This is a genomic window from Arthrobacter sp. TJ-265 (genome assembly GCF_058269135.1).
In genome coordinates this window covers 1-24,667 of the sequence record NZ_JBZCND010000003.1, presented here as the reverse complement: position 1 = coordinate 24,667, position 24,667 = coordinate 1, and the positions used below count along the sequence as shown (strand labels likewise).

Annotated in this window: 26 protein-coding genes and 1 tRNA gene; 12 read left to right on the top strand and 15 right to left on the bottom strand. The window is 66.8% G+C overall.

What is annotated here, in order from left to right; all coding sequences use genetic code 11:
- Positions 1-20: 20 nt before the first annotated feature.
- Positions 21-722, top strand: a complete 702-nt coding sequence (locus tag AC4D2E_RS11680) for a FadR/GntR family transcriptional regulator (RefSeq protein ID WP_104167501.1) — start codon at positions 21-23, stop codon at positions 720-722.
- A gap of 77 nt (positions 723-799) precedes the next feature.
- Here the strand turns inward: AC4D2E_RS11680 and AC4D2E_RS11675 are convergent, their stop codons facing one another.
- From AC4D2E_RS11675 to AC4D2E_RS11660, 4 genes are all read right to left on the bottom strand, one after another.
- Positions 800-1,264 (bottom strand): SRPBCC family protein, encoded by a 465-nt coding sequence (locus tag AC4D2E_RS11675; protein ID WP_104167502.1) that lies wholly within the window; start codon positions 1,262-1,264, stop codon positions 800-802.
- A 34-nt stretch (positions 1,265-1,298) separates the two neighbouring features.
- Entirely contained in the window at positions 1,299-3,683 is a 2,385-nt protein-coding gene (locus tag AC4D2E_RS11670; RefSeq protein WP_490952737.1) for a phosphoketolase family protein, read from the bottom strand.
- Positions 3,684-3,723: 40 nt separating this feature from the next.
- Positions 3,724-6,213, bottom strand: coding sequence for an ATP-dependent DNA ligase (locus tag AC4D2E_RS11665; RefSeq protein ID WP_490952736.1), 2,490 nt, complete (start codon positions 6,211-6,213; stop codon positions 3,724-3,726).
- Positions 6,214-6,301: 88 nt separating this feature from the next.
- Entirely contained in the window at positions 6,302-6,796 is a 495-nt protein-coding gene (locus AC4D2E_RS11660) for an SRPBCC domain-containing protein (RefSeq protein ID WP_490952735.1), read from the bottom strand.
- 69 nt (positions 6,797-6,865) lie between these two features.
- On the opposite strand from AC4D2E_RS11660, the gene ku reads away from it, so the two are divergent.
- Together ku and AC4D2E_RS11650 are read left to right on the top strand one after the other, a co-directional pair.
- Positions 6,866-7,705, top strand: a complete 840-nt coding sequence (ku, locus tag AC4D2E_RS11655) for a non-homologous end joining protein Ku (RefSeq protein ID WP_104167506.1) — start codon at positions 6,866-6,868, stop codon at positions 7,703-7,705.
- A complete protein-coding gene (locus AC4D2E_RS11650; protein ID WP_104167507.1) occupies positions 7,705-7,959 on the top strand; it encodes a hypothetical protein in 255 nt (84 codons plus the stop codon). The genes ku and AC4D2E_RS11650 overlap by 1 nt, the downstream gene beginning before the upstream one ends.
- 1 nt (position 7,960) lies before the next feature.
- Here AC4D2E_RS11650 and nhaA read toward each other — a convergent pair whose 3' ends face one another.
- The 5 genes from nhaA to AC4D2E_RS11625 form a co-directional block, all read right to left on the bottom strand.
- A complete protein-coding gene (gene nhaA / locus AC4D2E_RS11645; protein ID WP_490952734.1) occupies positions 7,961-9,379 on the bottom strand; it encodes a Na+/H+ antiporter NhaA in 1,419 nt (472 codons plus the stop codon).
- Positions 9,380-9,510: 131 nt separating this feature from the next.
- Positions 9,511-10,209, bottom strand: coding sequence for a potassium channel family protein (locus tag AC4D2E_RS11640; RefSeq protein WP_490952733.1), 699 nt, complete (start codon positions 10,207-10,209; stop codon positions 9,511-9,513).
- The gene (locus AC4D2E_RS11635; protein ID WP_490952732.1) at positions 10,202-11,686 is read right to left on the bottom strand and encodes a TrkH family potassium uptake protein; all 1,485 of its coding nucleotides are present in this window, start codon (positions 11,684-11,686) and stop codon (positions 10,202-10,204) included. Before AC4D2E_RS11635 ends, AC4D2E_RS11640 begins: the two co-directional genes overlap by 8 nt.
- A gap of 101 nt (positions 11,687-11,787) precedes the next feature.
- Positions 11,788-12,459, bottom strand: a complete 672-nt coding sequence (locus AC4D2E_RS11630; protein WP_490952731.1) for a haloacid dehalogenase type II — start codon at positions 12,457-12,459, stop codon at positions 11,788-11,790.
- Positions 12,459-12,710 (bottom strand): DUF2630 family protein, encoded by a 252-nt coding sequence (locus AC4D2E_RS11625; RefSeq protein WP_104167510.1) that lies wholly within the window; start codon positions 12,708-12,710, stop codon positions 12,459-12,461. The genes AC4D2E_RS11630 and AC4D2E_RS11625 overlap by 1 nt, the downstream gene beginning before the upstream one ends.
- 194 nt (positions 12,711-12,904) lie before the next feature.
- Here AC4D2E_RS11625 and AC4D2E_RS11620 point away from each other — a divergent pair.
- The 5 genes from AC4D2E_RS11620 (at position 12,905) to pstS (ending at position 16,061) form a co-directional block, all read left to right on the top strand.
- Positions 12,905-12,978: transfer RNA gene (locus tag AC4D2E_RS11620), tRNA-Val, on the top strand.
- Positions 12,979-13,196: 218 nt separating this feature from the next.
- Positions 13,197-13,652, top strand: a complete 456-nt coding sequence (locus AC4D2E_RS11615; protein ID WP_490952962.1) for an Hsp20/alpha crystallin family protein — start codon at positions 13,197-13,199, stop codon at positions 13,650-13,652.
- Positions 13,653-13,754: 102 nt separating this feature from the next.
- Positions 13,755-14,552: an SDR family oxidoreductase gene (locus tag AC4D2E_RS11610; protein WP_490952730.1), complete on the top strand. Its 798-nt coding sequence runs from the start codon at positions 13,755-13,757 to the stop codon at positions 14,550-14,552.
- Positions 14,553-14,654: 102 nt separating this feature from the next.
- Positions 14,655-14,873, top strand: coding sequence for a hypothetical protein (locus AC4D2E_RS11605; RefSeq protein WP_490952729.1), 219 nt, complete (start codon positions 14,655-14,657; stop codon positions 14,871-14,873).
- 78 nt (positions 14,874-14,951) lie between these two features.
- Positions 14,952-16,061: a phosphate ABC transporter substrate-binding protein PstS gene (gene pstS / locus AC4D2E_RS11600; protein ID WP_490952728.1), complete on the top strand. Its 1,110-nt coding sequence runs from the start codon at positions 14,952-14,954 to the stop codon at positions 16,059-16,061.
- 53 nt (positions 16,062-16,114) lie between these two features.
- Here pstS and AC4D2E_RS11595 read toward each other — a convergent pair whose 3' ends face one another.
- Positions 16,115-16,654, bottom strand: a complete 540-nt coding sequence (locus AC4D2E_RS11595) for an SRPBCC family protein (protein WP_490952961.1) — start codon at positions 16,652-16,654, stop codon at positions 16,115-16,117.
- 216 nt (positions 16,655-16,870) lie between these two features.
- On the opposite strand from AC4D2E_RS11595, the gene AC4D2E_RS11590 reads away from it, so the two are divergent.
- Positions 16,871-17,365 (top strand): Dps family protein, encoded by a 495-nt coding sequence (locus AC4D2E_RS11590; protein WP_490952727.1) that lies wholly within the window; start codon positions 16,871-16,873, stop codon positions 17,363-17,365.
- A 992-nt stretch (positions 17,366-18,357) separates the two neighbouring features.
- On the opposite strand, the gene AC4D2E_RS11585 is transcribed toward AC4D2E_RS11590, so the two are convergent.
- Positions 18,358-19,134 carry a GAF domain-containing protein gene (locus AC4D2E_RS11585; RefSeq protein ID WP_490952726.1) on the bottom strand — a complete coding sequence of 259 codons (777 nt, stop codon included), beginning with the start codon at positions 19,132-19,134 and terminating at the stop codon, positions 18,358-18,360.
- 323 nt (positions 19,135-19,457) lie between these two features.
- Between AC4D2E_RS11585 and AC4D2E_RS11580 the strand changes: the two genes are divergently transcribed.
- Positions 19,458-20,204 carry a GAF and ANTAR domain-containing protein gene (locus AC4D2E_RS11580; protein WP_490952725.1) on the top strand — a complete coding sequence of 249 codons (747 nt, stop codon included), beginning with the start codon at positions 19,458-19,460 and terminating at the stop codon, positions 20,202-20,204.
- Between the two features lie 98 nt (positions 20,205-20,302).
- Complete coding sequence (locus tag AC4D2E_RS11575) at positions 20,303-21,010, top strand: class I SAM-dependent methyltransferase (RefSeq protein WP_490952724.1); 708 nt, start codon at positions 20,303-20,305, stop codon at positions 21,008-21,010.
- A 60-nt stretch (positions 21,011-21,070) separates the two neighbouring features.
- Here the strand turns inward: AC4D2E_RS11575 and AC4D2E_RS11570 are convergent, their stop codons facing one another.
- On the bottom strand, positions 21,071-21,544 hold the full coding sequence (locus AC4D2E_RS11570) for a hypothetical protein (protein ID WP_490952723.1): 474 nt from the start codon (positions 21,542-21,544) through the stop codon (positions 21,071-21,073).
- A gap of 140 nt (positions 21,545-21,684) precedes the next feature.
- Here AC4D2E_RS11570 and AC4D2E_RS11565 point away from each other — a divergent pair, with 140 nt between their 5' ends.
- Complete coding sequence (locus AC4D2E_RS11565) at positions 21,685-22,341, top strand: hypothetical protein (RefSeq protein WP_490952722.1); 657 nt, start codon at positions 21,685-21,687, stop codon at positions 22,339-22,341.
- Between the two features lie 45 nt (positions 22,342-22,386).
- Here the strand turns inward: AC4D2E_RS11565 and AC4D2E_RS11560 are convergent, their stop codons facing one another.
- The 3 genes from AC4D2E_RS11560 to AC4D2E_RS11550 form a co-directional block, all read right to left on the bottom strand.
- The gene (locus AC4D2E_RS11560) at positions 22,387-23,061 is read right to left on the bottom strand and encodes a hypothetical protein (protein ID WP_490952721.1); all 675 of its coding nucleotides are present in this window, start codon (positions 23,059-23,061) and stop codon (positions 22,387-22,389) included.
- A gap of 599 nt (positions 23,062-23,660) precedes the next feature.
- The gene (locus tag AC4D2E_RS11555) at positions 23,661-24,074 is read right to left on the bottom strand and encodes a VOC family protein (protein WP_490952720.1); all 414 of its coding nucleotides are present in this window, start codon (positions 24,072-24,074) and stop codon (positions 23,661-23,663) included.
- Between the two features lie 105 nt (positions 24,075-24,179).
- Positions 24,180-24,416 (bottom strand): hypothetical protein, encoded by a 237-nt coding sequence (locus AC4D2E_RS11550; RefSeq protein WP_490952719.1) that lies wholly within the window; start codon positions 24,414-24,416, stop codon positions 24,180-24,182.
- Between the last annotated feature and the right edge of the window lie 251 nt (positions 24,417-24,667).

The following is a 24,667-nucleotide window of genomic DNA, read 5'->3' as shown; positions in this document are numbered from 1 at the left end:
ACGACACGGGGGAGCCCAGGATGACCGACGACGCCAGCCCACCACCGCTCGGCCGCCTTGCGCGCCCGCGGCTCTACGAACAGCTCGTCGAGCAACTCCTCGGCTACATCGAGTCCGCGAAGCTCCGCCCCGGCGATCTCCTGCCCGCCGAACGTGATCTCGCCGAACGGCTCGGCGTCTCCCGGGCGACGCTGGCCCAGGCACTCGTGGCACTCGAGGTCCTCGGCGTGATCGACGTGCAGCACGGGACCGGAGCTGTGCTGCGTCACCGCGCCAGCGTGGCCAGCGTCATCAAGGGCCTGCGCGAGCATCGGAGCCGCCTCCCCGATATCGTCGAGGCCCGCAGCACGCTCGAGGTCAGGCTCGCCGCCCTCGCGGCGGAGCGCCGGACGGACGAGGACCTCGCGGCGATCGACCGGGCCCTCGAGGAGATGCGCGCGGAGATCGACGACGGCGGGCGCGGGGCGCGCGGCGACGAGCTCTTCCACCAGGCCGTCACGGCGGCCGCGCACTCCCCGGTGCTGGCACAGCTCATGGCCTTCATCGGCGAGATGGTGCTCGAGACCCGCCTCGAATCCCTGACCCAGCCCGGCCGGCCGGAGCAGTCCCTGGCATCGCACCGGAGCATCACCGAGGCCGTCCGGGCGCAGGACCCGGTCGCGGCGGCGGACGCCATGCAGCGCCACATCGAACTCGTCTCGGACGTCGCCCTGCTGGACTAGCCGTACCGGGCCGGGACGTACGGGGCGGCCGGCCCTCGGGACCGGCCGCCCCGTACGCGGCCCTGCGGCTCCGGGGATCAGGCCTCGGACACCTGCGCCGCGAGGTTCGCCAGCGTCGAGTCCAGGGCCTCCTGCGAGACCTCGGGGAAACTGAGCTGCTTGAGGATGGCCTTGTCCGTGACCGCCGACCAGTCGTAGGTCACGGAGACCTCGGTGGAGTCCGGGCCCGCGGGCTGCAGTTCCCACACCCACTCCCACCCCGGAGGCACTTCACCGGCGGGCGCCGTCTTCCAGGCCAGCAGCTTGTTCGGGTCGTAGCCCACCACGTGGTTGTCGGTCTGGTAGTCACCGCCCATCTTGTCCCACTTCTGGTTCATGGTGAACGTCTGCCCGACGCCCGTGATGCGGTCCGACTTGCTGTCCGACTGCACCATGCCCGAGCCGTCGAGGGCGGCGTGGTGCGCGGGGTTGGACAGCAGGTCGAAGATCGCACCGGCGGGTGCGTCGATGGTGCGGGTCGCGGTAATGCGGGACTCGGTCATGCGGAGTTCTCCTTCTGGTCGTGGACGACGGGTTTTACTTCGCGTCGTCCGGCGAAGATTCGTCGAGCGTCCAGCCGGTGATGGTCTCGAGGTCCTTCCCGGCGTCACGCGTGTACTGCCAGGCGCGCTGCCGCTGGTCCTGGAGATCCTGCCGGAAGCGGGCCTGGGTGGCACCGAGGGTCGGCACGCGGTCGATCACGTCCATGGCCAGTTGGAACCGGTCGATCTGGTTGAGCATCGCCATGTCGAACGGCGTCGTCGTGGTGCCCTCTTCTTTATACCCGCGTACGTGCAGGTTCGCGTGGTTGGTCCGCCGGTAGGTCAGGCGGTGGATGAGCCAGGGGTAGCCGTGATACGCGAAGACCACGGGCTTCCCGGTCGTGAACAGCGTGTCGAAGTCGCGTGCGGACAATCCGTGGGGGTGCTCCGAACTGTCCTGCAGGCGCATGAGGTCCACGACGTTGACCACGCGGATCCTGAGCCCCGGGATCGCCGCCTTGAGCAGCCCGGCCGCGGCCACGACCTCGAGGGTCGGCACGTCACCGGCACAGCCGAGGACGACGTCGGGCTCCACGCCCGGCTCCTCGGATCCCGCGAAGTCCAGGATGCCGATGCCCCGCTTCACGTGCAGGTGCGCGTCCTCCGGTCCGAACCAGGTGGGCGCGGGCTGCTTGCCGGTGACGATCACGTTGATGGTGTCGCGGGTCCGCAGGCAGTGCTCGGTGACCGCGAGCATCGTGTTCGCGTCCGGCGGCAGGTAGACCCGGATGATGTCCGCCTTCTTGTTGACCACGTGGTCGATGAAGCCCGGGTCCTGGTGGGAGAACCCGTTGTGGTCCTGCTGCCAGACGTGGCTGGAGAGCATGTAGTTGAAGGAGGCGATGGGCTGGCGCCAGGACAGCGCGCGGTGCACCTTGAGCCACTTCGCGAACTGGTTGAACATCGAGTCGACGATGTGCACGAACGCCTCGTAGCAGTTGAACACGCCGTGCCGGCCGGTGAGGAGGTAGCCCTCCAGCCAGCCCTGGCACAGGTGCTCGCTGAGCACCTCCATCACGCGGCCGGAGCGGGCGAGGTGCTCGTCGACGTCCTCGATGCGCGGCTGCCACGCCTTGTCCGTCACCTCGTACACGGTCGACAGCCGGTTCGACGCGGTCTCGTCGGGCCCGAACAGGCGGAAGTTGTGCGGGTTCTGCTCGATGACGTCCCGGAGGTAGCCGCCGACGGTCATCATCGGGCTGGCCTTCCCGACGCCCGGCCGGAGGACCTCGACGGCGTGCTCGGCGTAGGAGGGCAGCACGAGGTCGCGGAGGAGCCAGCCGCCGTTGGCGTAGGGCGTCGCACTCATGCGGAGGGGGCCCTCCGGGGCGAGCGCGGCGATCGCGGGCCGGAGTTCCCCGGTGTCCGTGAAGAGCGAGCCCGGATCGTAGGACCGCATCCACTCCTCGAGCTGGTGCAGGTGCTCCTCGTTCTCGTGGATCCCGGACAGCGGCACCTGGTGCGCGCGCCACGTGCCCTCCGAGGGCAGGCCGTCGACCACGGCCGGCCCGGTCCAGCCCTTCGGCGAGCGCAGCACGATCATGGGCCACCGGGGGGCGGGCGCCTCCGGTGGCGCCGGTGCGGTGCGGGCCGCCGCCTGGATGGCGTGGATGTCGTCGATGCAGGCGTCCAGGACGGCGGCGAAGTCCCGGTGCGCGGCCTCCGTGGCCGAGGGGTCGGACACCGTGACGAAGCGCGGGTCGTAGCCGTAGCCGTACATGAGCTGCCGCAGCTGCTCCTCGGGCATGCGGGAGAGCACGGTGGGATTGGCGATCTTGTAGCCGTTCAGGTGCAGGATCGGCAGGACGGCGCCGTCGACCGCCGGGTCCACGAAGCTGGTCGAGTGCCAGCTCGCGGCGAGCGGGCCGGTCTCGGCCTCGCCGTCGCCCACCACCGTGGCGGCGATGAGGTCGGGGTTGTCGAAGACGGCACCGTAGGCGTGGGCCAGCGCGTAGCCCAGCTCCCCGCCCTCGTGGATGGATCCCGGGGTCTCCGGCGCCGCATGGGACGGGATGCCGCCGGGGTAGCTGAACTGCCTGAAGAGGGCGTCGAGCCCCGACCCGTCCCTGCCGATGGTGCTGTACACCTCGGAGTACGTCCCCTCGAGCCAGGCGTTGGCCACGTTCGCGGGCCCGCCGTGGCCGGGACCCGTGACGAAGAGCATCTCCTGCCGTCGCTCCGAGACCACGCGGTTCAGGTGCGTGTAGACGAAGTTGAGCCCGGGCGTGGTGCCCCAGTGTCCGAGCAGCCGGGCCTTGACGTCCTCCGCGGCCAGCGGACGGGTCAGCAGGGCGTTGTCCCGCAGGTAGATCTGGCCCACCGAGATGTAGTTGGCCGCCCGCCACCAGGCGTCCAGTCCCCGGACATCGAGAGTGCTCATATCTGCCTCCTTGGGTGATGCGCTGTGGATTCGGGTCCGTTCAGAGTTCGACGACGACGTCGGACGGTGACTTGTCGGGACGCCAGCCGCGCCAGACGGGATGCCGGAGCCGCCCGGAGCCGGTCTGCTCGCTGTACTGGACCTCGCCCACCAGGGCCGGCCGGACCCAGTGGGCGTCGGATGCGTCGGCGCCCGGGACGTCGCCGAGCGGGGCGGTCTTGCGGGCCAGCTTCTTCAGGCGGGCGCCCACCTCCGCGAGATCGCGGTCCGTCAGCCCTGATCCCACACGGCCCACGTAGCGGAGGTCCACACCGTCGGGCACGGCGACGAGCAGGGACCCCACCTTCGCCGCGCGGTTGCCCCGCCCGGGGCGCCAGCCGACGACGACGACCTCCTGCGTCTGCAGGTGCTTGATCTTCACCCACGACGCCGAGCGCGCGCCGGGCTGGTAGTCGCTCGTGAGGCGCTTGGCCATGATGCCCTCCAGTCCGAGCTGCCGGCTCGCCTCGACCGCCTCCCGGAGTGTGGCGTCGAGTACCGGCGGGACCTGCACGTGTCCGTCCTCGGCGTCGTCGACGGCTTTCCCGAGCAGTTCCCGGCGCTGGCGGTACTCGAGGCCCGTGAGGTCGTTGCCGTCGAGCTCCAGGAGGTCGAAGAGCATGAGGCGCACCGGCGTGATGGCCTGCGCGGCCTCGATCTCGGCACGATAGGTCAGCTTCATGCGCGTCTGCAGGAGCCCGAAGTCGGGGCGGCCCCTGGCGTTCAACGCGACGATCTCGCCGTCGAGCACCGCACTGTCCGCGCTGAGGAGCCCGCCCAGGTCCCCGAGCTCCGGGTAGATGGGCGTGGTGTCCACCCCGTTGCGGCTGATCAGGCGGACCCCGCCGTCCCGGACGACCGCGATGCAGCGCACACCGTCCCACTTCATCTCGTACGCCCAGTCCTCCGGATCGGGGATGGCCTGCTCGGAGCCGAGGGTCGCCAGCATGGGCCGCACGGAGGTGGCATCCCCGGGCACGGCAGGGGTGGCACCCATGCCGGCGTCCGTAGAGGTACCCGGGTCCTGCTCCGCGGCCGTGCCCGGGTCCTGCTGCACCGTGACCGGCTGCTCCTTCATCAGGTGGATCAGCCAGTTGCTCCTGGCACCCGGCGCGCCGCCCGTGTTGATGAGCGCGTAGCGGCGGATCGCGGCGCCACCCCGCGCGAGGCCGCCGTCCGGCCTCCCGTGGAGCGTGCAGATGACTTCCTTGCCGTCCCTCCACTTCTCCAGCTCGTAGGTCCCCGCATCCCAGATGGTCACGTCTCCCGCACCGTATTCCCCCTTGGGAATAGTTCCTTCGAAGGAGCCGTAGTCGAGGGGGTGGTCCTCGGTCTGCACGGCCAGGTGATTCCTGTCCGGCGTCAGGGGAGGGCCCTTGGGGACGGCCCAGGAGACGAGTACACCCTCGCGTTCCAGCCGGAAGTCGTAGTGCAGCCGCCGCGCGTGGTGCTCCTGGATCACGAAGCTGTTGCCGCCCGCCGACCCCACGGCGTCGGGGATCGGTTCGGGTGTCTTCGACGCATCGCGCATCGACCGGTACGTCGAGAGCCGGTCCGAGGCGGCAGCTCCGCCGTCCTCCGCCGACGAGGGAGGGTGCGTCGCGGGAGCCAGGACATCCCCCAGTGCCTCGACCCGCTGCAGGACGTCGCGGTAGTCGAGATGGCGGAGCCCCGCGGAGCCGATCTCCTCCCAGGTGCGCGGGGCGGCGACGGTCGGCTCGAACCGCCCGCGCAGCGAGTAGGGGCTCACCGTCGTCTTGTTCGAGTTGTTCTGGCTCCAGTCCACGAGCACCTTGCCGGGGCGGAGGGCCTTTTTCATGTCGCTGACCGCGAGGTCCGGGTGGTCGGCCTCGAGGGCGCGCGCGAGTTCGTGGGCGACGGCGGACACCTGCCCGGAGGTCTGCCGGCCGTCGAGGGCGCAGTAGAGATGGATCCCCTTGGAGCCGCTGGTGACGGGGAACGGCTCGAGCCCCATGCCCTGCAGGATGGGCCGGGCGAGTTGGGCCACGGCGGCGCAGTCCGCCAGCCCCGCGCCGTCGCCGGGGTCGAGGTCGAGGACGAGGCGGTCGGGGTTCGCCGGGGTGCCGTCCGCCGCGAAGCGCCACTGGGGCACGTGGAGCTCGAGTGCCGAGATCTGCCCCAGCCAGGTGAGCGTGGCCAGGTCGTCGACCATCGGATAGACGTTGGTGTGGTCCTTGTGCTTGATCGCGTTCCGCGGGACCCAGGCAGGGGCGTTCTCGTCGATGTTCTTCTGGAAGAACACCTGGCCCGGGTCCTCGGGCGTGCCGACCCCGTGCACCCAGCGCTTGCGCGTCACCGGGCGGTGCGCTGCATGGCGGATCAGGTGGGGCGCCACGGCCGCGTAGTAGGCGAGGACGTCGGCCTTGGTGGTGCCGATGGCGGGATACAGCACCTTGTCCAGGCTGGAGAGGCGCAGCGTGCGCCCGTCGACGGTGACGGTCTGCTGCCCTGCGGAGCGGGGAGGGGCCATTCCCCCAGTCTTGACCGGATGCCCGCGGTATTCCAGTCCCAATCGGCGGTCCGGCCCCGGGGAGCCCCCGGAGGTTCCCCGCGGAGGCTCAGTCCCCGAACTGTTGACGGTACCGGGCCACGTAGGTGTCCCAGACCGCGGGATCCTGCCCGAGGCTGCGCTTGTTCAGGAAGTCGTCGAGGCCCGCGATGGTGAGGTGCCACCCGGCCGCCATGGTGGCCGAATGGCGGGGGCTGCCGGGGGTCAGGAACAGCACCAGCTGCGTGCCGTTCTCCGCGGTCCGCGCGAGCTCCCAGCGGAGGGTGTCCCGTTCCCAGGTGTAGGCGAGCACCGACGGCCTCTCGGCCTCCAGTACCGTCCCGCGCAGGGGCTTCTGGTCGGCGAAGCGGAACAGGATCTCCTCGTCCTTGCGCGGCTCGAACTCCATCTCGCACGGGAACCAGTACTTCAGCTTGTCGACCTCGGTGAGGTGCTTCCACAGCACGGTCGGCGGGAACGCGAACTGGAACTCCAGGCGCAGCACGGTCCCGCCGTCGTCGCTGGTGGTCTTGCTGACGATGGGCTCTACGGTCTCGGAAGTCACACCCCAAGTCTAGGGGTGGGCGGAGGGCATCCTCTGGCCCGGTAAGCCTGCTTGGTGTTCACTTGTGCCATGAGAGCCATCTGGAAGGGTGCCGTCGCGTTCGGCCTGGTCAACGTGCCGGTCAAGGTCTACAGCGCCACGGAGGACCACGACATCTCCCTGCACCAGGTGCACGACAAGGACGGCGGCCGCATCCGCTACCAGCGGCGCTGCGAGGTGTGCGGGGAGGTGGTCGACTTCAAGCACATCGACAAGGCGTTCGACGACGGCGAGCACACGGTGGTTCTGACGGACGAGGACCTCTCCGCCCTGCCGGTCGAGAGGAGCCGGGAGATCGAGGTGGTCGAGTTCGTCCCGAGCGACCAGATCGACCCCATCATGCTCGACCGCGCATACTTCCTGGAGCCCGACAGCACCTCGACCAAGGCCTATGTCCTGCTGCGACGCACGCTCGAGGAGACGGACCGCACGGCGATCGTGCAGTTCTCCCTCCGCCAGAAGAGCCGCCTCGCCGCCCTGCGCGTCCGGGGTGACGTCCTCATGCTCCAGACGCTCCTCTGGGACGACGAGGTGCGTGAGGCGTCCTTCCCGGCCCTCGAGGAGAAGGTGCGGATCTCGGCCAAGGAGAAGGAGATGTCGGCCGCCCTCGTGGACTCCTTCTCCACCGACTTCGATCCGGAGAACTTCACCGACGAGTACCAGGTGCAGCTGCGCACCCTGATCGACGCGAAGATCGAGAAGGGCGACACCCTCGACACCGAGGAGACATTCGGTGGCGCCAAGGACGAGGACGACGACGCCACCGTGCTGGACCTCATGGAGGCCCTGCGGCGCAGCGTCGAGAAGAACCGCGAGAAGAAGGCCGGGTCCGCGAAGGAGTCCGGCTCGTCCAGGAAGAAGGGTGCGTGATGGGTTTCTTCACCGACAGCCTCGGCCGCCAGACGGTCGCCCAGAAGCCGAACGCCCCGATCCTGGGGTGGGCGGTGCTCGGCGCGGCCTCCTTCCTGGCCCTCGACGAGGACAACCGCGAGCGCCTGCGCCGGGCCAGCGCCGTGTGCCTGGCCGTCTGGGCCGCCCTCGAGGTCGTCTCCGGGCGGAGCGGTTTCCGTCGCAGTGCTGGCGCACTGACCCTGTCCTGGCTCTGGCGGCGTGTGAACGCCTGACCTAGCGCTGCTCGAAGACGTCGGGGACGCCGTCGTTGTCCGCGTCGATCTTCTCCTGTTCCTCGATCTCGCGGTACCGCTTGTTCCGCCGGCGCAGCACCACGGCTGCGGCCAGCGCGGCGATCAGGGATCCGGCGAGGATGGCGACCTTCGCGTGGTCGTCCTCGGGCGTCCCCTGACCGAAGCCGAGTTCGCTGATGAGCAGCGACACCGTGAAGCCGACGCCCGCCAGCAGGGCGACGCCGACGATGTCCACCCAGGTGAGGTCGGGGTCCAGGCTCGCCTTGGTGGTCTTCGTGACGGCGAGGGTGGCCAGCAGGATGCCCACGGGCTTGCCGATGACGAGGGCCACCATGATGCCTACGGCGATGGGATCGGTGATGGCGCTCACGAGTCCCTCCAGGCCACCGATGGCTACTCCGGCGGAGAAGAAGGCGAAGACGGGGACGGCGAAGCCCGCGGACAGCGGGCGGATGCGGTGCTCGAGGGTGTCGGCCAGGCCGTCGGGCTGTACGTCGTGCGCCTTGGCCGGCCCGTCGGCCGGCTCGGTGTCGACGGGCTGCGCCGGGTCGTCGAGGTCGGACGCCTTCACGCCATGCGGGAGGACGGGGATGGCGAACCCGAGCAGGACACCGGCGACGGTGGCGTGCACCCCGGATTCGTGGACCAGGGCCCACACCACGAACCCTAGCGGGAGCAGGATCAGCCAGGGGGCCCAGGCCCGGCGCTGGAAGAAGGTCGGGAAGCGCTGCGCGAGGAAGGCGTAGACCACCAGCGGGACGATCGCGATCAGCAGTGGCGGGACGGAGATGTCCTCCGAGTAGAAGAACGCGATGATGCTGATCGCCAGGAGGTCGTCCACCACGGCGAGCGTCAGCAGGAAGATGCGCAGTGCGCTGGGGAGTGACGAGCCGACGACGGCGAGGACGGCCACCGCGAAGGCGATGTCGGTCGCGGTCGGGATCGCCCAGCCGCGCAATGCCTCGGGGCCGGCACTCAGCGTGATCGCGACATATACCAGTGCGGGAACGACGACTCCGCCGATCGCCGCTGCGACGGGCACGACCGCGCGGTCGAACTTGCGCAGGTCACCGGCGACGAACTCGCGCTTCAGCTCCAGGCCCGCGAGGAAGAAGAAGATGGCGAGCAGGCCGTCCGCGGCCCAGGCCCCGATACTCAGCTCGAGGTGCCAGGGCTCGTAGCCGAACCTGAAGTCACGGACCGCGAAGTAGGTGTCCGCCGCGGCGGTGTTCGCGAGGACGAGCGCCAGGACGGTGGCGAGGAGGAGCAGGCCTCCACCGACGGTCTCCTTGCGCAGGATGCCGGAGATGCGCAGGTGTTCCGGGTAGCTGCTGCGGCTGAAGACGGTGGCGCCGCGGGGTGGTCCGGGCGGACTGGACGGTGCGTGACTGGAGGTCATGGGTTCCTGGGATCGGGCTCGCTCGTATGAGCGCCGACCAGACTTCCCGGCTCACCAAGACCTCCAGCGTAGCGCGCGGGCGGAGCGGACCGTGAAAAAAGACGCCGCAGCAGGGGCCTTGCGCTGCCCGCTCAGACGAGGGAACTGAAGTGCTCGGCCTTGCCGGTCGGTCCCGCCACGATGATCTCGTCGTCGTCGTACAGGGTGGTTTGCGCTGTCGTGTAGTCCCATTCGCCGCCCTTGCGCTTGACGGCGACAACCGTGACGCCGTGTTTGGCGCGCAGGCCAGTCGTGCCGAGCTCGCGGTCCCAGTACTCCCGTGGCGGCCGGGTCTTGACCATGGCGAAGTTGTCCTCGAATTCGACGTAGTCGAGCATGGTGCCACGGACGAGGTGGGCGACGCGCTTGCCCATGTCGTGCTCGGGACGGATCACGCGCTCCACACCGAGCTGGGAGAGGATCTGGGCGTGCGGCTCGCTGACGGCCTTCGCCCAGATGGTGGGCCGATCGAAGCGTAGGAGGATCGACGTCGTCAGGATGCTCGCTTCCAGGTCGCTGCCGATGCCCACGACGACGCGGTCGAAGTCCGGCAGCGACAGCTGGCGCAGGGCCTCCTCCTTCGTGGTGTCGGCTCGCACCACGTGCGTGAGCAAGCCGTTGTAGGACTGGACGACATCCTCGTCGTCGTCGATCCCGAGGACTTCGGTCCCGGCGTTCTCGAGTTCGAGGGCCAAGGCACCTCCGAACCGGCCGAGGCCGATGACGGCGACGGAATCCGCGACGGTGGTCGCGGTGCCGGGCTTGGAGGAGAAGATGTGGTGCCTAGCCAATGAGGGGCCTTTCCTTCGGGTATTCGTAGTAGAGGGGTTTGGAGCGCAGCGCCAGCGCCGTGGCGAGAGTGACCGGGCCGAGGCGTCCGGCGAACATCACGAGGATCAGGACCACCTGGCCCGCGGACGGGATGCCGGCCGTGATGCCCGTGGAGAGGCCGACCGTCGCGAAGGCGGAGATCACCTCGAAGAGGATCCGGTCGAGGCCGAAGTCTGTGGTGAGCATGAGGAACATGGTTGCGGTGGTGACGAGCCCGACGGCGAGCAGGACGATCGAGATGGCCTGCCGCTGGGCGGAGCGGGGCAGGCGCTTGCCGAAGACGTTGACGGCGGCGCCTCCGCTGATCTCGGTGTAGAGGATGAAGAACAGCACGCCGAACGTGGTGATCTTCAGACCACCGGCTGTTCCGGCGGGGCCGCCTCCGATGAACATCAGCACGTCCATGACCAAGAGGGTCACCGGATCGAGGTGCGCGAAGTCGACGCTGTTGAAACCGGCCGTCCGTGTCATCACGGACTGGAAGAATCCCGCGAGGATCCGCTCCCGCGGCCGCATCGCCCCGAGGGTGGCGGGGTTGGACCACTCGACGAGGGTGATGCAGACAGTACCCAGGACCAGCAGGGCCACCGTGCCGCTCAGCACCAGTTTGGTGGTCATGTGCCACTTGCGGGGGTACCGGAAGTGGCGTCGGAGTTCGAAGAGGACCGGGAACCCCAGTCCGCCGATGATGACGGCGGCGCAGATCGGCAGGCAGATCCACGGGTCGCTCACGAATCCGATCAGGCTGTCGCTGAACAGCGCGAATCCGGCGTTGTTGAAGGCGGACACCGCGTGGAAGATCCCGAGCCACACCGCTTCCCCGAAGTCGTGGCCGTAGTGCAGCCGGAAGCGGGCGGCGAGCAGCACCGCCGTCACGGACTCCACGACCAGGGTGATCCGCAGGACGCCCAGGAGCACGGTGCGGACGTCGCCGAAACCCACGCTCTTGGTCTCCGCCGCCGTCGAGATGCGCGAGCGAAGGCCCATCCGGCGGGCCAAGAGGACACCCAGGAGGGAGGCGAAGGACATGATGCCGAAGCCGCCAACCTGAATCAGCCCCAGGATGATCACGTGGCCGGCACCGGTCCAGTAGACCGGCGTGTCGACGACGATCAGACCGGTGACGCAGACGGCGGAGGTGGCCGTGAAGAGCGCCTCGAGGAACGTGGCGCTTCCTGCTCCCACCTTCGAGCTCGGGAGCATCAGCAGCACCGTCCCGACGAGGATCGCCGCCCCGAAGCCCAGTACGATCACCTGGGCAGGATGGCGGGGACCGAGCCGTTCCAGCCGGACAGCGACGGTGTGTGCGGCCCGGTGCAGGCGGGCGGCCGCGGAACGGCGGAACTTCCGGACCGGTGCGGTGCGTGACGTGACGGGGATGCCCTCGACCTCCGGGGACGGTGCGACCGGTGCGGACGATCCGCACCGGTGGCTCATTCAACCCGACGACCGGTCGCGGACCTGGCGTCTTTACGCTTTCTTGATGCGCCCTGCGCCGTGAGGAGCCCTGCCTCCTGCAGCAGCTCGTTGGTCGAGCGTCAGGCCCGGACGAGGAGGTCCGGCAGATCGGCGATCGTCGGCACCTCGTGGTCCGGGCGTGTCATGACGGCCGGGTAGGGTCCCCCGGAGCGGTTGAGCCAGACCGTGCGGAGACCAGCCCGCGCTGCCCCGTCGACGTCCCACGGGTGGACCGCGACGAGCACGACGTCGTCCGCCGCCCGCTGTACCGCCCGGAGGGCGTAGGCATAGGACTCCGGGGCCGGCTTCCATCGCGGTGCGTCCTCGACGGACAGGACCGGGCCGACGTCGCCACGGACGCCTGCCCGCTCGAGGAGCACCTCCGCGGTCGCGGCAGCGCCGTTGGTGAGCGCTGCCAGCTCGAAGCCCCGGCCGGCCAGGGCCCGGAACCCCTCGACGACGTCCGGGTGGAGGGGCAGCCCCTGCAGGCTCGTCATCACGTGCGCGAGCGCATCGTCGACGTCCCGGTTGAGCGGCTGCCCCACGAGGACCGTGCGGAGGGCATCCTCGGCGACCTCGCCGAAGGGCACGTTGTCCCCTGCGGCCGTGAGGGCGAACCCGTCACGGAGCACCGAGGCGAACCACAGCGCGGCCAGCTGCGGAGGAGCACCGATCTCCTCGAAGTGCTGGGACATCCGCCCCATGTCCGAGAGGGTCTCGTTGACGTCGAACAGCACGAGGGGCAGGGCCACTACTGGCGGTACCCCTCCACCTGGCTGACGGGACGGGTGCCGGCATCGGCCGGGTTCTCTCCGGCGTCGGCCTTTGCCCGGCGCTGGCGCAGCAGGTCCCAGCACTGGTCGAGATCCTCCTCGACGCGCTTGAGGCGGGTGGCGTGGTCCTGCTGTTCGGCTCCCGCGCCGGCGTCCTGGGGCTGCTCACGGAGGTCGTGCTCTTCCTGGACGAGTGTCTGGATGCGCTGCAGGATGTCCTGGTTGTCCATGGTGCTGTCCCTTCGTGGGGTGGTGCCCGGCAGGCGTCCAAGACGCTCAGCAGGCTTTCCTTCAGGCTACTGAGGCAGCACAGCGATGACCAGCACGGCTATCGGCGGAAGTCCGGACGCGACCACACCCGCACTGCCGTACCGGGGGAATTTGGCGCGGCGCCCGGATGGCCTAAGCTATGGGAGAACCAGTTGCCTGTGTAGCTCAGTCTGGTAGAGCATCCGCTTCACACGCGGAAGGCCCGGGGATCGAGGCCCCGCGCAGGCACGAAAATCGGCTGGAGACAGCACCACGGAGAAGGTCCGTACCGATACGTCGGTACGGACCTTCTCCGCGTCCCGGGGTTTTCGTTCTGAGCGAACACCACCCCTTAGCACTCGCCGCGTCCGAGTGCTAACATTTTTCGTAGTTGAGCGGAGGACGCTCAACCCAGAAGAACCAACCACCTGCCGGTGGCATCAGCGAAGGAGTTGTTTCCCGTGGCCATGAAATTTGATCCTTTCCGCGAGCTGGACCGCGTGACCGGCGCCCTGCTGGAGGGCCGCTCCGGACTGCGCCTCATGCCGATGGACCTCTATCGGGAGAAGGACCACTACGTCCTCTCCGCGGACCTCCCGGGCATCGACCCGGGATCGGTCGACATCGACGTCGACGGCCAGCTCCTGACGATCCGCGCCGAGCGCACGCTGCGCAGTGCCGAGGGCGTCAAGTGGCTGACCCGCGAGCGTGAGAGCGGTTCGTTCCTGCGCCAGCTCAACCTCGGCCAAGGCGTCGACACGGAGGGTATCGCCGCCCGCTACGAGAACGGCGTCCTCAGCGTGACGATCCCCGTCATCGAGCGCGCGAGGCCCCGCAAGATCGAGGTGGTCAGCGGAGAGTCCGCCGAGCCGGTGCAGTCCTCCGTTTCCGGATCGACCCCCCAGGGCGCCGTCGACGCGTAGGACCGCCCACCCGAGTACTCCCGGACAACCGCCCGGGGGTACTCGGCGTCGATCCCCACGTTCCCCTTGCATGCTGCGCGGCCGGGTGCGGAGGATGGGGGCATGGACTTCACACCGAGCAGAGCAATCGTCACCGGTTCCGATTCCGGCATCGGCCGCGCAACGGCCATCGCCCTCGCCGCGGCGGGCTGCGACGTCGGCGTCACCTGGCACTCCGACCGGGAGGGAGCCGAGGAGACCGCGCGGCTCGTACGGGAGAAGGGAGTGCGGGCCGCCGTCGTACGGCTCGACACCACGGACGCGCCGGCCTGCGGCGACGTCGTCGACCAGCTCGCTCACGAACTCGGCGGACTCGACGTCTTCGTCAACAACGCCGGTGTCAACGGAGGCACCATGTTCATGGAGACGGACTGGGACACGTGGCGCGGCACCATGGGCGCGAACCTCGACGGTGCGTTCGTCTGTCTCCAGCGCGCGGCACGGCACATGATCGACGGCGGTCGGGGTGGACGCATCATCGCCGTGACCAGCGTGCACCAGGAGCAGCCCCGCGTGGGATCGGCGGCGTACGACGCCTCCAAGCACGGCCTCGGCGGTCTCATCCGGACCATCGCCCTCGAACTGGCGGACCGGGGCATCACCGCCAACGCCGTGCTGCCCGGCGAGATCAACACCCCCATGAACGACTCCGAGGAACAGGACCCCCACTCCATGGACCGTCCCGGCATCCCGCTCGGACGCCCCGGCGCGCCCGAGGAGATCGCGGACGTCGTGGCCTTCCTCGCCTCCGGTGCCTCCAGCTACGTCAACGGGGCCTCGTTCGTGGTCGACGGCGGCATGCTCCTCATGGGACCCCAGGCGGGGTCGCACCTGACGAGCGGGGACTGGCGAACCCTGTGACCTCGCCGCGACGAAAGCGGCCTCAACCTTCAGCAGCCATTCACGCCCCGTTCAGGAAGCGTGGCTAGCGTTGGAGTCCCGGAACCCTCCGAAAGGCCCACCATGAACGCTCTCCCTGCAGCCCCCGATGCCGAGGTCCAGGACTGGTCGCGCTTCAAGCGCGGCCAGCACGTCACCCTCCACCACGCCACGGGCCCCCAGCTCGGCGGTGTGCTGGACATGAGGACCGATGACGCCTCCGTGGTGTGGATCCTGCTGAACGACGGCGGCGGCCGGCGGCTCGTCCACCGGGCGGACGGCTACCGCCTCCGTCACGCCTGACCCGCCCCGCCCGCCGAGGGTCCGTCCACCTGCCGTCCACCTTGGGTTCACCGGACGGCCACCTGTAACGTGACCGGGGTGAGAATTCGTACCGCCCTGTCCCTGACGCTCGCCGTCACCCTCGGCCTGACCGCCTGCGGATCCGACTATCCCCTCGGGCCGGAGCAGGAAGCGGCGGCCAGGAACGGCGACATGGGACTCCAGGGCGCAGTGACGGCCTCCGGGTCCTCGGCTCAGGGACCGGCCATGGATGCGTGGCGCACGGGGTTCTCCGCCCTGTACCCCCGAGCGCAGGTGCAGTACTCGCCCGATGGTTCCGGTGCGGGACGCGGTGCGCTGCTCGCAGGCGCCGTGGGCTTCGCCGGCTCGGATGCCTACCTCAGCGACGAGGAACTCGCGGAGTCCACAGAGGCGTGCGGACCGGACGGCGCCTTCAACATCCCCGCCTACGTCTCGCCGATCAGCGTGGCGTTCAACCTGCCCGGGATATCGGCACTGAACCTTGACGCCGCCACCGTCGCCCGGATCTTCCGCGGTGAGATCACCAGGTGGGACGATCCCGCAATCACCGCGCAGAACGACGTCGACCTCCCCGCGCTGTCCATCGCGGCAGTGAGCCGCTCCGACGACTCGGGCACCACCGAGAACTTCACCGACTACCTCCACGCCGTGGTCCCAGAGACCTGGACCGAGGAGGCCGACGGGACGTGGCCGGCGGGGCTCGCCAACGAGAACGCCAAGGGAAACGCAGGCGTGGTCAGCACCGTGGCCGCCACCGTCGGCGCCGTGACGTATGCCGATGACTCCGCCGTCGGCGGTCCCCTCGGACGGGTGGCACTGAAGGTCGGCGGAGACTACGTGGACGTGAGCTCCGAGGCCGCCGCGGCCGCCGTCGACCTCGCGGGCCGCGTGCCCGGACGCAAGGACCACGACATCGCCCTGGACCTCGACCGGAGGACCAGCGAACCAGGGGTCTACCCGCTGGTCCTGGTGTCCTACCACGTGTACTGCTCGCGGTACGAGAACGAGGCGACCGCCGACATCGTGCGCGCATTCGGCACCTACGCCGTCAGCGAGGAGGGCCAGGTGGGAGCCGCGGAGGCCACGAAGAGTTCGCCCATCTCACCGGAACTGTCGCGCCAGGCCACCGAGGCGATCGCATCCATCGAGGTGGGAGACATCCCCTAGCACGCGGAAAGGCGGACCCCCGAGGGGATCCGCCTCCTGCGGCACCGGGCCGGTCAGCCGACGCGCGGGCCGCCCGAGTCGGGATCGTCCGCCGAGGTGTCCGGCAGCACGCTGTTGGCCGGCTCCGCCTCGGACGTGACACCCGAGGACGGTGCCGCGACGTCGCCGCGCCAGGCACCCGTCTCGCCGCCGCTCTTCTCGATGAACGCCTTGAAGCGCTTGAGGTCGCCCTTCACCTGGGAGGCATCAGCATTGACGACGGCCCCGACCTTCTCGATGAACGTCTCCGGGTGCCAGTCGATCTGCACCATGAGCCGCGTGGTGTTCTCGTCCAGGCGGTGGAAGGTGACCACGCCGGCATGGGATTCGCCGTCGGTGCTCTTCCAGGCCACCCGCTCGTCGGGGTGCTGCTCGGTGATCTCGGCATCGAACTCGCGATGCACTCCCCCGATGCTCGTCACCCAGTGGGTGGAGGTGTCCGAGGTCTGCGTGATCGAATCCACGCCGCCCATGAACTGGGGGAAGCTCTCGAACTGGGTCCACTGGTTGTAGGCGGTGCTGACCGGTACTGATACGTCGATGGATTCCTGCACTGAAGCCAAAACGGTTCCTCCTTGGTCGGACTCCGGCGCCGCCCGCACACCGTCGCAGGGCATGCGACACGGCGAAACCGTAAGTCCCCTTAGCGTAGGCAGATCGGCTGGAATTGACCAACGCGCAGGGCTAGGGTGAAAGGAGTCCCCCCGGCAGGAATCAGCGCCTCCGGCGCCCGGTCGGGAGGAGAAAATCTCTCTAGCACTGGAGGATCCATGAAGGCATCACCCACCCTCACAGACAACATGCAGGCCGTCCTCGTCGACCTCATCGAACTGCACCTGCAGGGCAAGCAGGCCCACTGGAACGTGGTCGGCAAGAACTTCCGTGACCTCCACCTGCAGCTGGACGAGATCATCGAGGACGCCCGCCTGTTCGCGGACGAGATGGCGGAGCGGATGCGCGCCCTGCACGCCGTGCCCGACGGCCGCAGCGTGGCCGTGGCCGAGGGCACCAAGATCGATCCGTTCCCGGCCGGCCTCGTCTCGACCAAGGACACCGTGGGCCTCGTGGTCCGGATGCTGAACGCCAGCGTCAAGACCATGCGCGACGTCCACGACCAGATCGACGAGGAGGACCCCACCACCGCGGACCTGCTGCACGGCTTCATCGCCAAGCTGGAGCAGTACGCGTGGATGGTGGACGCCGAGAACATGGAGCCCACGGCGGAGGTCGTCACCCCCGCCGGCACCGAGAAGGCCACCGTTTGACGATGTGACTTGATTCCCTGAGGTTCGGGAGGGGGACGCGCATCGGCGCCTCCCCCTCCCGTGTGTCCGGGGACTTTCCGACTACCCCCTGATCGGCTTGGATCAGGTGGGTCTCGTCCTGCGCCGATGCTGCCTCTGCAGGGGTGTGGATCTGCCTGTTCCTCTCTGCTGTCGGTGAGCGCGTCCGCCCATGGCGGTGCGCACCACTCGGCGGACGGACAGCGCCGAGCCGCGAGTCGTGCAGCCTGACCTGGGCCCGAAACCCTCGGCGGGAAGCGGGTCCAGCCTGGCACCAGTCCCGGTCGCCGACGTGGATGCCACGTCGCACAAAGTACCGGCGACACTCGTGCCAAGACACTTCATGGTGAGACGACTTTTCAAGACAGTCACAGCCCCGGAATCTCGGGGGAGCTTCTAAGTGCTGGCTCCTCGCGTCCCGTGTCTCGTAAACCTGTAGTTTTTCGAGACAACCTCGGCGAGCAGCCGACTAGGATCGGCGTTTCACTTAGGGTGCCTTCCCGCCCATCTTCATCGTCCCGGGTAAACGTCCGCTCCCCGACCTCACGGCACTGGCCAGCCCTCTGGGTCCCAGCAGGAGCGATGAACGACTGGCTTGCGAACAGTCCGAGTAGTGGCCTTGCCCGATCTGTGATCGAGGGTAGGTTCCTGATTAGAGCCTTGTCCTCGACTGTGCATAGATGATGCAGTGAAGCGATGCATTGGATCCTGCTGCGCGATGTAATCATCGACGCTCCGAACGAGGTGTTCGTAACGACTCGGGACTTCTGGTGGCTATCAGAGCTTGAGTGGAGACCACTTCCGCAGCCTGACTTGAGCCCACCAACCCCGCATGACGACTCGCCAGTGGGCTAACTGCATATCGGCCTACCCCTTCTTTCGGTGGTGGGCTCCGGCTGGTGTTGTGCGGTTCCGCTCAGGCTACGTCTTGTAGAGACGTTCGGAGTTGTTTGATGCCGTCGCGGATGCGGGTCTCAGGTGTTGATTTCCTGTTCGGCGCTCATGGCGAGTTCTCGCAAGGTCTGTTCATCCTCGGGTGAGAAGTCCCGAGGGTTCTGGTCGATAATGCACAACGTCCCAACTGTCCATCCGCGGAGTCCTTGCAGAGGATGGCCGGCGTAGAAGCGGATGTAGGGCTCGCCCAGGACCAGGGGGTTGGCTTTGAAGCGGGGATCGGTTCGGGCGTCATTGACGATGAGAGGTCCCGCGTTGCGGATCGTGGCGTTGCAGAACGAGATTTGCCGGGGCATGTTCTGAGACACGTTGCCCACCATGGATTTGAGGAACTGGCGGCGGTCATCGATCAGGGCGATGGTCGCTGTACTGACCTTGAAGTGATTTTTGGCTTGACGGGTGATCCGGTCGAATCGCTCCTCGCCGGGTGTATCCAGCAGGTGTGTGCGGGTGACAGCGTCCAGGCGTTCTGATTCCACTTCTGCCGCCGACAGCAGAAACGCGCCGGCGGCCCCGAGCATCCTCCGCCCGTCATCGTCAGGCATGACCGCTTGGCTTCCGGTGCTGTTTGGGACCTGCATGGCCGAGGAAGCATCCATGAGAAGTTCGTTGGCTGCTGCGGCCAGCACATCACGGTCGAACACGGGAATATCGAAATGGCCGCCAAGGTAAGCGTCAACCTCCAGCTGGGACATGTTCCCGCCGAGACCGAAGTAACTGATCCAGAGTTCCCCGACGGGCAGGCCGGTTTCGATGAGCGCGGCGCGCGTAGGATCCTGGTGCGCGTGTTGATCCACAATAAACGTCCCTGCTAATGAAGGCCGACCACGATGGTGTCGAAACCCCGAACCCACCACGGATCAGCATGCTAGTTATTTCACGGTACTGCGCGCCGCTGGAACCCACGAGGAATCCGAGAGGACGTTACTTGGGTGCGCTGTCGTGCAGGGTCGTGCATGGGACGCGCTGCAGACCCGCGGTTCTCCCGGTGTCATGGGATCAACGGTGAAAGGGACTCAAGTCAGGCTGCGAAGGTGGTACCCGGTTAAGCTCCCACGATCAGCGCGGGAGTCTTGCTGGCGCGGTCCGTTGTGGTGCAAGCTGGCGTACATTGGCGCTCATGCAGGACAACACGTGTCCCGAGCAGGAACCTACGCATTCTGATGCCACCGACCCGCAGGCCCTGATGCTCGAGGACCAGAACATCGCGGATTTCCTCGACCATCTAGCGGTGCTGGGGGAGCAACTTTTCGCTAATGGGGAGTCAGTGCCGTGCGGGCTGATGTCTCGACGCGGCAACCGGGATCTGAGTGTCCAGAGCAGCTCCGGGACGGCCGCGGCCCTGAATGAGATCCACCACGACGTCGGAGAAGGGCCCTCCTTCGTCGCGATGACCGCCAATAAGATTGTGGTCGTCGACGACGCCCGGCACGATGCGCGGTGGCCCCGGTATTTCAGTTCCTCGGCTGTTACCGGGTTCGCCTCAATGCTCAGCGTTCCGCTGGAGGTTGGGAACGAGGGAATCGCGGCGCTCAATTTTTACGCCCGACCGGCCGGGTACTTCACGAGCGAGAAGCAGCGCGTTGCTGCTGTGTTCGCGGCCCAGGCCGGCAAGGCCCTTGAGATGGCGATGCGGGTGGCCCGATATCAGGACGCGGCCTTTGACATGCGTACGGCGATGGAGGCGCGAACCAGTATCGACATGGCCGTCGGCATCATCATCGGCCAGAACAGATGCACTCAGGAGGAAGCATTCGAGATCCTCCGACGAGCGTCGAACACCCGGAACAAAAAACTCCGCGATATCGCCCAGGGCCTGGTTGTGCACGCCACTGGATCCGCCCCGCGCACCCACTTCACCAACTGACCCACACCTTCCCGCCAGCGGTGGTGGGCTCAAATCAGACTACGGAGCATGAACGGTCGACGATCCGCTTATGTGTCTTCCCATGAAAGGGTGGAGTTATGCTCACGGATTTCGTCAAAGCCTGGAACCAGGGACAAAACGTCGACCTCTACGAAATAGAGAACGACGCGATCGACCATGGGGAAACCCTATGGCGGGCACTTCGCGCTGCTGCACCGTGGGACGGCAAGGACCTTCTCGACCTGGGTTGCGGCACCGGCTACTGGCTACCGCGGTACGCCAAAACCACACGCGCACTGTACGGAGTAGAACCGGATACCGCCCTGCTCGAAGCGGCAGCACAACGGACGGCCGACGTTACAGTTCTGCACGGGTCCGCCGAACACATCCCCCTAGACGACTCTTCCGTCGACGTCGTCCACGCCCGCTTCGCTTACTTCTTCCCCTCACCCAGTAACGACTGCTCCGCAGGACTACGTGAAGCACTCCGAGTCCTCCGACCCGGCGGCTCACTGGTCGTCATCGACAATGACCAGAAGAACGGCGACTTCGCCGATCTGCTGCGGGCAGGTAACACCGAGGAGCATCAAGGCCCGGGCGATTTCATCCTGCGCTGGTGGCAGGGCCAAGGAGCCATCACCCAGCCAGTCATGAGTAGCTGGACCTTCAACTCCCCCGAGGACCTAGCAGAGGTCGTCGCCATGGAGTTCCCCAACAACACTGCCGTCAGCTGGCTCGATGCTCACGCACAAGAAAACACACTCTCGTACGGCTATCTCCTACATATCATCAGCAAGGCGGCCTGAAGCCAAAGGTGGTCTCCTTGCCCCGAGCGTCCGGTACGGGACCGGCTTCCGGCTAAGTCGTCATCCTGGTGAGGTCGGATTGGCACCGAAGACTTCTAGGTCCGTACAAGAATCTGGGTACGCTCCCTGCTCAACCAAGACGTCCATCGAGGTGAAGCCCCCACTCATCGCAATCGGGTCACCCAGGTTGTACTCGTCGTCGTAGATCCGCAGGACGAGGGGGTCGTTCTCGAGAACAACCGTTCCCGACGGGAACCTAACGGGCACAAAACCGACCTCGGACTGCAGAACGCCCACGCACTTACTTGGACCGATGTGAAGATTACCCTTTAGAAACGCCTCAGGGAATGCATCGCCTGACGGAGGCGAGCCTACGACGACATGCGCCCCTTGGCCCACCTCGATCAGTTCGTAGGTGGGATTCGACGCGCATCCGACAATTACGAAGGCGATCCCCAATACGCCCACGGAGCGCCCGTTTCGTTTCAACGCTTCCTCCCGGCTCTCATACCGTCGAGATACAAGCCTCACCATGACACGCGCTATAAGCCCCGCGCCTCTCGGCCACGTTGCACTTCAACAACGACCGAGGCCCAAGACACGACAGCCAACTAGGCCGATCTGCTCTATGTCCGGTCGAGGATGAGAATATGGCACCGAAGATAGGCCCCAAGATGATGCTCGCCGAGTGGCTCCTCGTCGAGACAGTGGCCGACGTCCGACGACGGAGCATGGATCCGGGCGGGCGGAGCCGCTACGAATTGCTTGGGATCGCGCCGCTCCTTCGCAAGCTTCTCATCGACGGCCGTCCTCTCCTCCACACTGTTCGGGCCGCTCGCCCGGAGGTGCGGACGGAATTCCGCATCCGGCAGTGGAGCGCTCCGGAGGACGGTGAGCACGGAGAAGATCTGCCGTACCTCCTCCGGCTCGGCGGTCCCGAGCTGGTCGGCGGGCTCAAGGACCCGGCGCTGCCCAACCTCAAGCACTTTATCGTCGCGAAGGTAGGGCTGGTTCAAGGGCGGCCTCTGACCGTCCTCGACGTGGTGAAGTATTACGCCCATGTGGAAGGCGGGGTTCATTTCGGCTCACCCGATGAAGGCCCCCAGCTCGTCCTGAGCGAGATGGCTCCAATGCTCCTGGGTCGGTCACCCGGACACATCGAGATTCTCGCCCACCTCGGCGCGATCGTCGTAGACGCACTAACTCCGCTGTGCGAGTCGATCCTCGCCTCGCCCCTAATCAACACGCGCATGCACCAGCTCAATGACCACGGCTTCTTCGACGGCCATTGGACCGAGGACCACTATGCGACAACCGGTCAAGAGCGGTAGCCGATCGCTTTGCGCGGCAGGCAAGAGTGGATTGCTCGTCACTCTTCACGTGTTGGCTTGCTGCTCGGACTCCGGCGCGGCTGGAACGATGCGCCCATCGGACAGGGTCAGGCTTTGTACGACGGTCCCGTCACTGAGCCGGACACCCTTTAGGCCCAGGGTCAGGGTGTTGCCCGTGAATCCACCGGGCTGGTCGTACGCGTAGGTCATGCCCTCCGGGAGCTCACCCAGATCAGCCTGCGGTGCGAAGCGGACATCGAACGGTGCACGGCGCGCGGATTCTTCGCAGATCTCGACGGAGCCGTCAGGGTGCAACAGGCCCACGGGGCTGGTGGTGTTCCCTAGGGCCATGACCCCGAACAAGCTGTACCCCGATGGGAGGCTGCTTGCCGGCGCCCTGCCGTCTTCGCCTGCGAGCATGGCGGCTTCATCCTGCTCGGCCTGTTCGACGGCCCGGCAGGCGCTGAGCGCCTCGATGGGAGGGCTGAGCTTGAGTTCCTGAGGAGGTGGGGTGTCGTTGATGGGCTGCAGAAGGGCGAGCCCACTGAATAGGCCGGTCACGACGAGCCCGCCCACAACGAATCGCCTACGTTTCGAGGGTGCGGGACGGCTGCTGGAATGAAAGGGATGTTCCTCCGGTACATCGGCACCAAGATCAACGATCTGAACACGACAACCTTGACGACTACCGTCATCCAAACCATCAACGTCATTCCCCATGATCCGACCCTAAGGCGCGTCGGACCCAGGCACCTTGGACCAGTCGTGCGTGTCTCTCCACCACCCGAATGACAACGTTTGGACGAGGATCCCTCACCGGCCATTCTGGTGCTACTCGGTAAGCCAAGATCCGAGCCGCTTACCCTGCTCCTCGGTCAACCAAAAAGAGATCGACTGCTCACCCTCCGAGGTCTCGAGTCCCACGTCGATAGAGAATCCAGACTCACTACCGATGGTCGGACTCAGGCCAAGCGATTGAACTAGTGGTTCAGTGGGAAGATCCTGCCCCATCAATATCGTGACGGGACCTGCATACGTTCCCGCTAGGAGGGCCCTCACTGGTGTATCCGAATTGGCCATCCACCGCGTCCCAGCATCCAACTGGTCCTTATGGCCCGAACAAACGGGCACCCCGTGTCCCGAATAAGGTGCCAACGTGAACGAACTCGTTGAAGGTTCGAGACAGCGCAGTACGGAGCAAGCATTCATGAGCGTGATCGTACCTCTAGGCAAGAACAAGCAGCCGGGCGCTTACTCGTGAACGAGAACAACGTTCGTAAGCCGACCTTTCATCGGACCCGCTGACTGTTCCTCGTCGCTCAGGCTACGAAGATACAGAACGGATGACCGGCTGGATCGGCGTAAACGTATAAGGGCTCGTCCGGGTCGTTCGTACGATCGAAGCGGACCTCTGCTCCTAATGCCAGCGCCCTGGAGTGGTGATGCTCGAGTGCTGCCCGGTCGGGAACGGTCAGATCGAGGTGCAGCTGCATCGGCACGTCAGGTGCGGGCCAGGTCGTCCGCTCCAGATTGTCGACGTGCTGAAAGGCGAGCTTGCGGTTGCCCTGTCCGTCAGTGAGAACGAGCCAGTCGACATCGTCAGGCATGCTTTCATCCGCGGGCTCGTCTCCTGGCCGGTACTGGAGTCCGAGCAGTTGGCGGTAGAACTCCGCTAGTCCTCTCACCTCAGTAGTGTCCAGAACAGTGTGCAGTATCTGAGGGAAGCCGGTCATGGGCCGAGACTAACCATCCTCGAGGTTTTCACGCTAGCGAATCCTGCCTTCTGTCTCGTATGCACGAAGGACCGTTAGGGCATCCCTGAGCGGGCGTTCTACTTTTCATTTGCGCTTGAGATCAACCAGTTCTTGATGTCGTATCCGCCGTCCACGGAACGCCAGGACAATCCAGTAGGTAGCGAGACCAGCGCCAACGATCAGGAAGAACCAATCCCATGTGGTCCCATCGCCGTACGCCAGGCGGATGATAATTGGGATAGTCAGTAGCACTGCACCGAGGAAGCCTGCGATCAAGCGCCCGTCGTTGTGTACAACGTCGTCGGTCTTCGTGTTCTTCATGTCCCCACACTGTCAGGGACCTAGGCCGGATAGAAGGGTAGGGGTGCATTGCGAATCTACTGCTGCCTGTCCGTCGGGCGACCCTCCACCGCACGGAGTTCAATGATCGGGTAGTCATGTCTCGGCGCCTCCTGAAGTGGAGCCAGGTATATCCGTCACACCGGGGCCACATTGGTTTGACACAATCACACTGCGCGGGTGGTGGGATGTCAGAATCCGCGCAGTATGACGACCGTTCTCGGGAAATGCTC

What these genes read in the sequence shown, in the direction of transcription:
- AC4D2E_RS11680 (WP_104167501.1), top strand. Translation starts at nt 21, where the DNA reads ATGACCGACGACGCCAGCCCACCACCGCTCGGCCGCCTTGCGCGCCCG.
- AC4D2E_RS11675 (WP_104167502.1), bottom strand. Translation starts at nt 1,264, where the DNA reads ATGACCGAGTCCCGCATTACCGCGACCCGCACCATCGACGCACCCGCC.
- AC4D2E_RS11670 (WP_490952737.1), bottom strand. Translation starts at nt 3,683, where the DNA reads ATGAGCACTCTCGATGTCCGGGGACTGGACGCCTGGTGGCGGGCGGCC.
- AC4D2E_RS11665 (WP_490952736.1), bottom strand. Translation starts at nt 6,213, where the DNA reads ATGGCCCCTCCCCGCTCCGCAGGGCAGCAGACCGTCACCGTCGACGGG.
- ku (WP_104167506.1), top strand. Translation starts at nt 6,866, where the DNA reads ATGAGAGCCATCTGGAAGGGTGCCGTCGCGTTCGGCCTGGTCAACGTG.
- AC4D2E_RS11650 (WP_104167507.1), top strand. Translation starts at nt 7,705, where the DNA reads ATGGGTTTCTTCACCGACAGCCTCGGCCGCCAGACGGTCGCCCAGAAG.
- nhaA (WP_490952734.1), bottom strand. Translation starts at nt 9,379, where the DNA reads ATGACCTCCAGTCACGCACCGTCCAGTCCGCCCGGACCACCCCGCGGC.
- AC4D2E_RS11635 (WP_490952732.1), bottom strand. Translation starts at nt 11,686, where the DNA reads ATGAGCCACCGGTGCGGATCGTCCGCACCGGTCGCACCGTCCCCGGAG.
- AC4D2E_RS11625 (WP_104167510.1), bottom strand. Translation starts at nt 12,710, where the DNA reads ATGGACAACCAGGACATCCTGCAGCGCATCCAGACACTCGTCCAGGAA.
- AC4D2E_RS11615 (WP_490952962.1), top strand. Translation starts at nt 13,197, where the DNA reads ATGAAATTTGATCCTTTCCGCGAGCTGGACCGCGTGACCGGCGCCCTG.
- AC4D2E_RS11610 (WP_490952730.1), top strand. Translation starts at nt 13,755, where the DNA reads ATGGACTTCACACCGAGCAGAGCAATCGTCACCGGTTCCGATTCCGGC.
- AC4D2E_RS11605 (WP_490952729.1), top strand. Translation starts at nt 14,655, where the DNA reads ATGAACGCTCTCCCTGCAGCCCCCGATGCCGAGGTCCAGGACTGGTCG.
- AC4D2E_RS11590 (WP_490952727.1), top strand. Translation starts at nt 16,871, where the DNA reads ATGAAGGCATCACCCACCCTCACAGACAACATGCAGGCCGTCCTCGTC.
- AC4D2E_RS11580 (WP_490952725.1), top strand. Translation starts at nt 19,458, where the DNA reads ATGCAGGACAACACGTGTCCCGAGCAGGAACCTACGCATTCTGATGCC.
- AC4D2E_RS11575 (WP_490952724.1), top strand. Translation starts at nt 20,303, where the DNA reads ATGCTCACGGATTTCGTCAAAGCCTGGAACCAGGGACAAAACGTCGAC.
- AC4D2E_RS11570 (WP_490952723.1), bottom strand. Translation starts at nt 21,544, where the DNA reads ATGGTGAGGCTTGTATCTCGACGGTATGAGAGCCGGGAGGAAGCGTTG.
- AC4D2E_RS11565 (WP_490952722.1), top strand. Translation starts at nt 21,685, where the DNA reads ATGATGCTCGCCGAGTGGCTCCTCGTCGAGACAGTGGCCGACGTCCGA.
- AC4D2E_RS11560 (WP_490952721.1), bottom strand. Translation starts at nt 23,061, where the DNA reads ATGGGGAATGACGTTGATGGTTTGGATGACGGTAGTCGTCAAGGTTGT.
- AC4D2E_RS11555 (WP_490952720.1), bottom strand. Translation starts at nt 24,074, where the DNA reads ATGACCGGCTTCCCTCAGATACTGCACACTGTTCTGGACACTACTGAG.
- AC4D2E_RS11550 (WP_490952719.1), bottom strand. Translation starts at nt 24,416, where the DNA reads ATGAAGAACACGAAGACCGACGACGTTGTACACAACGACGGGCGCTTG.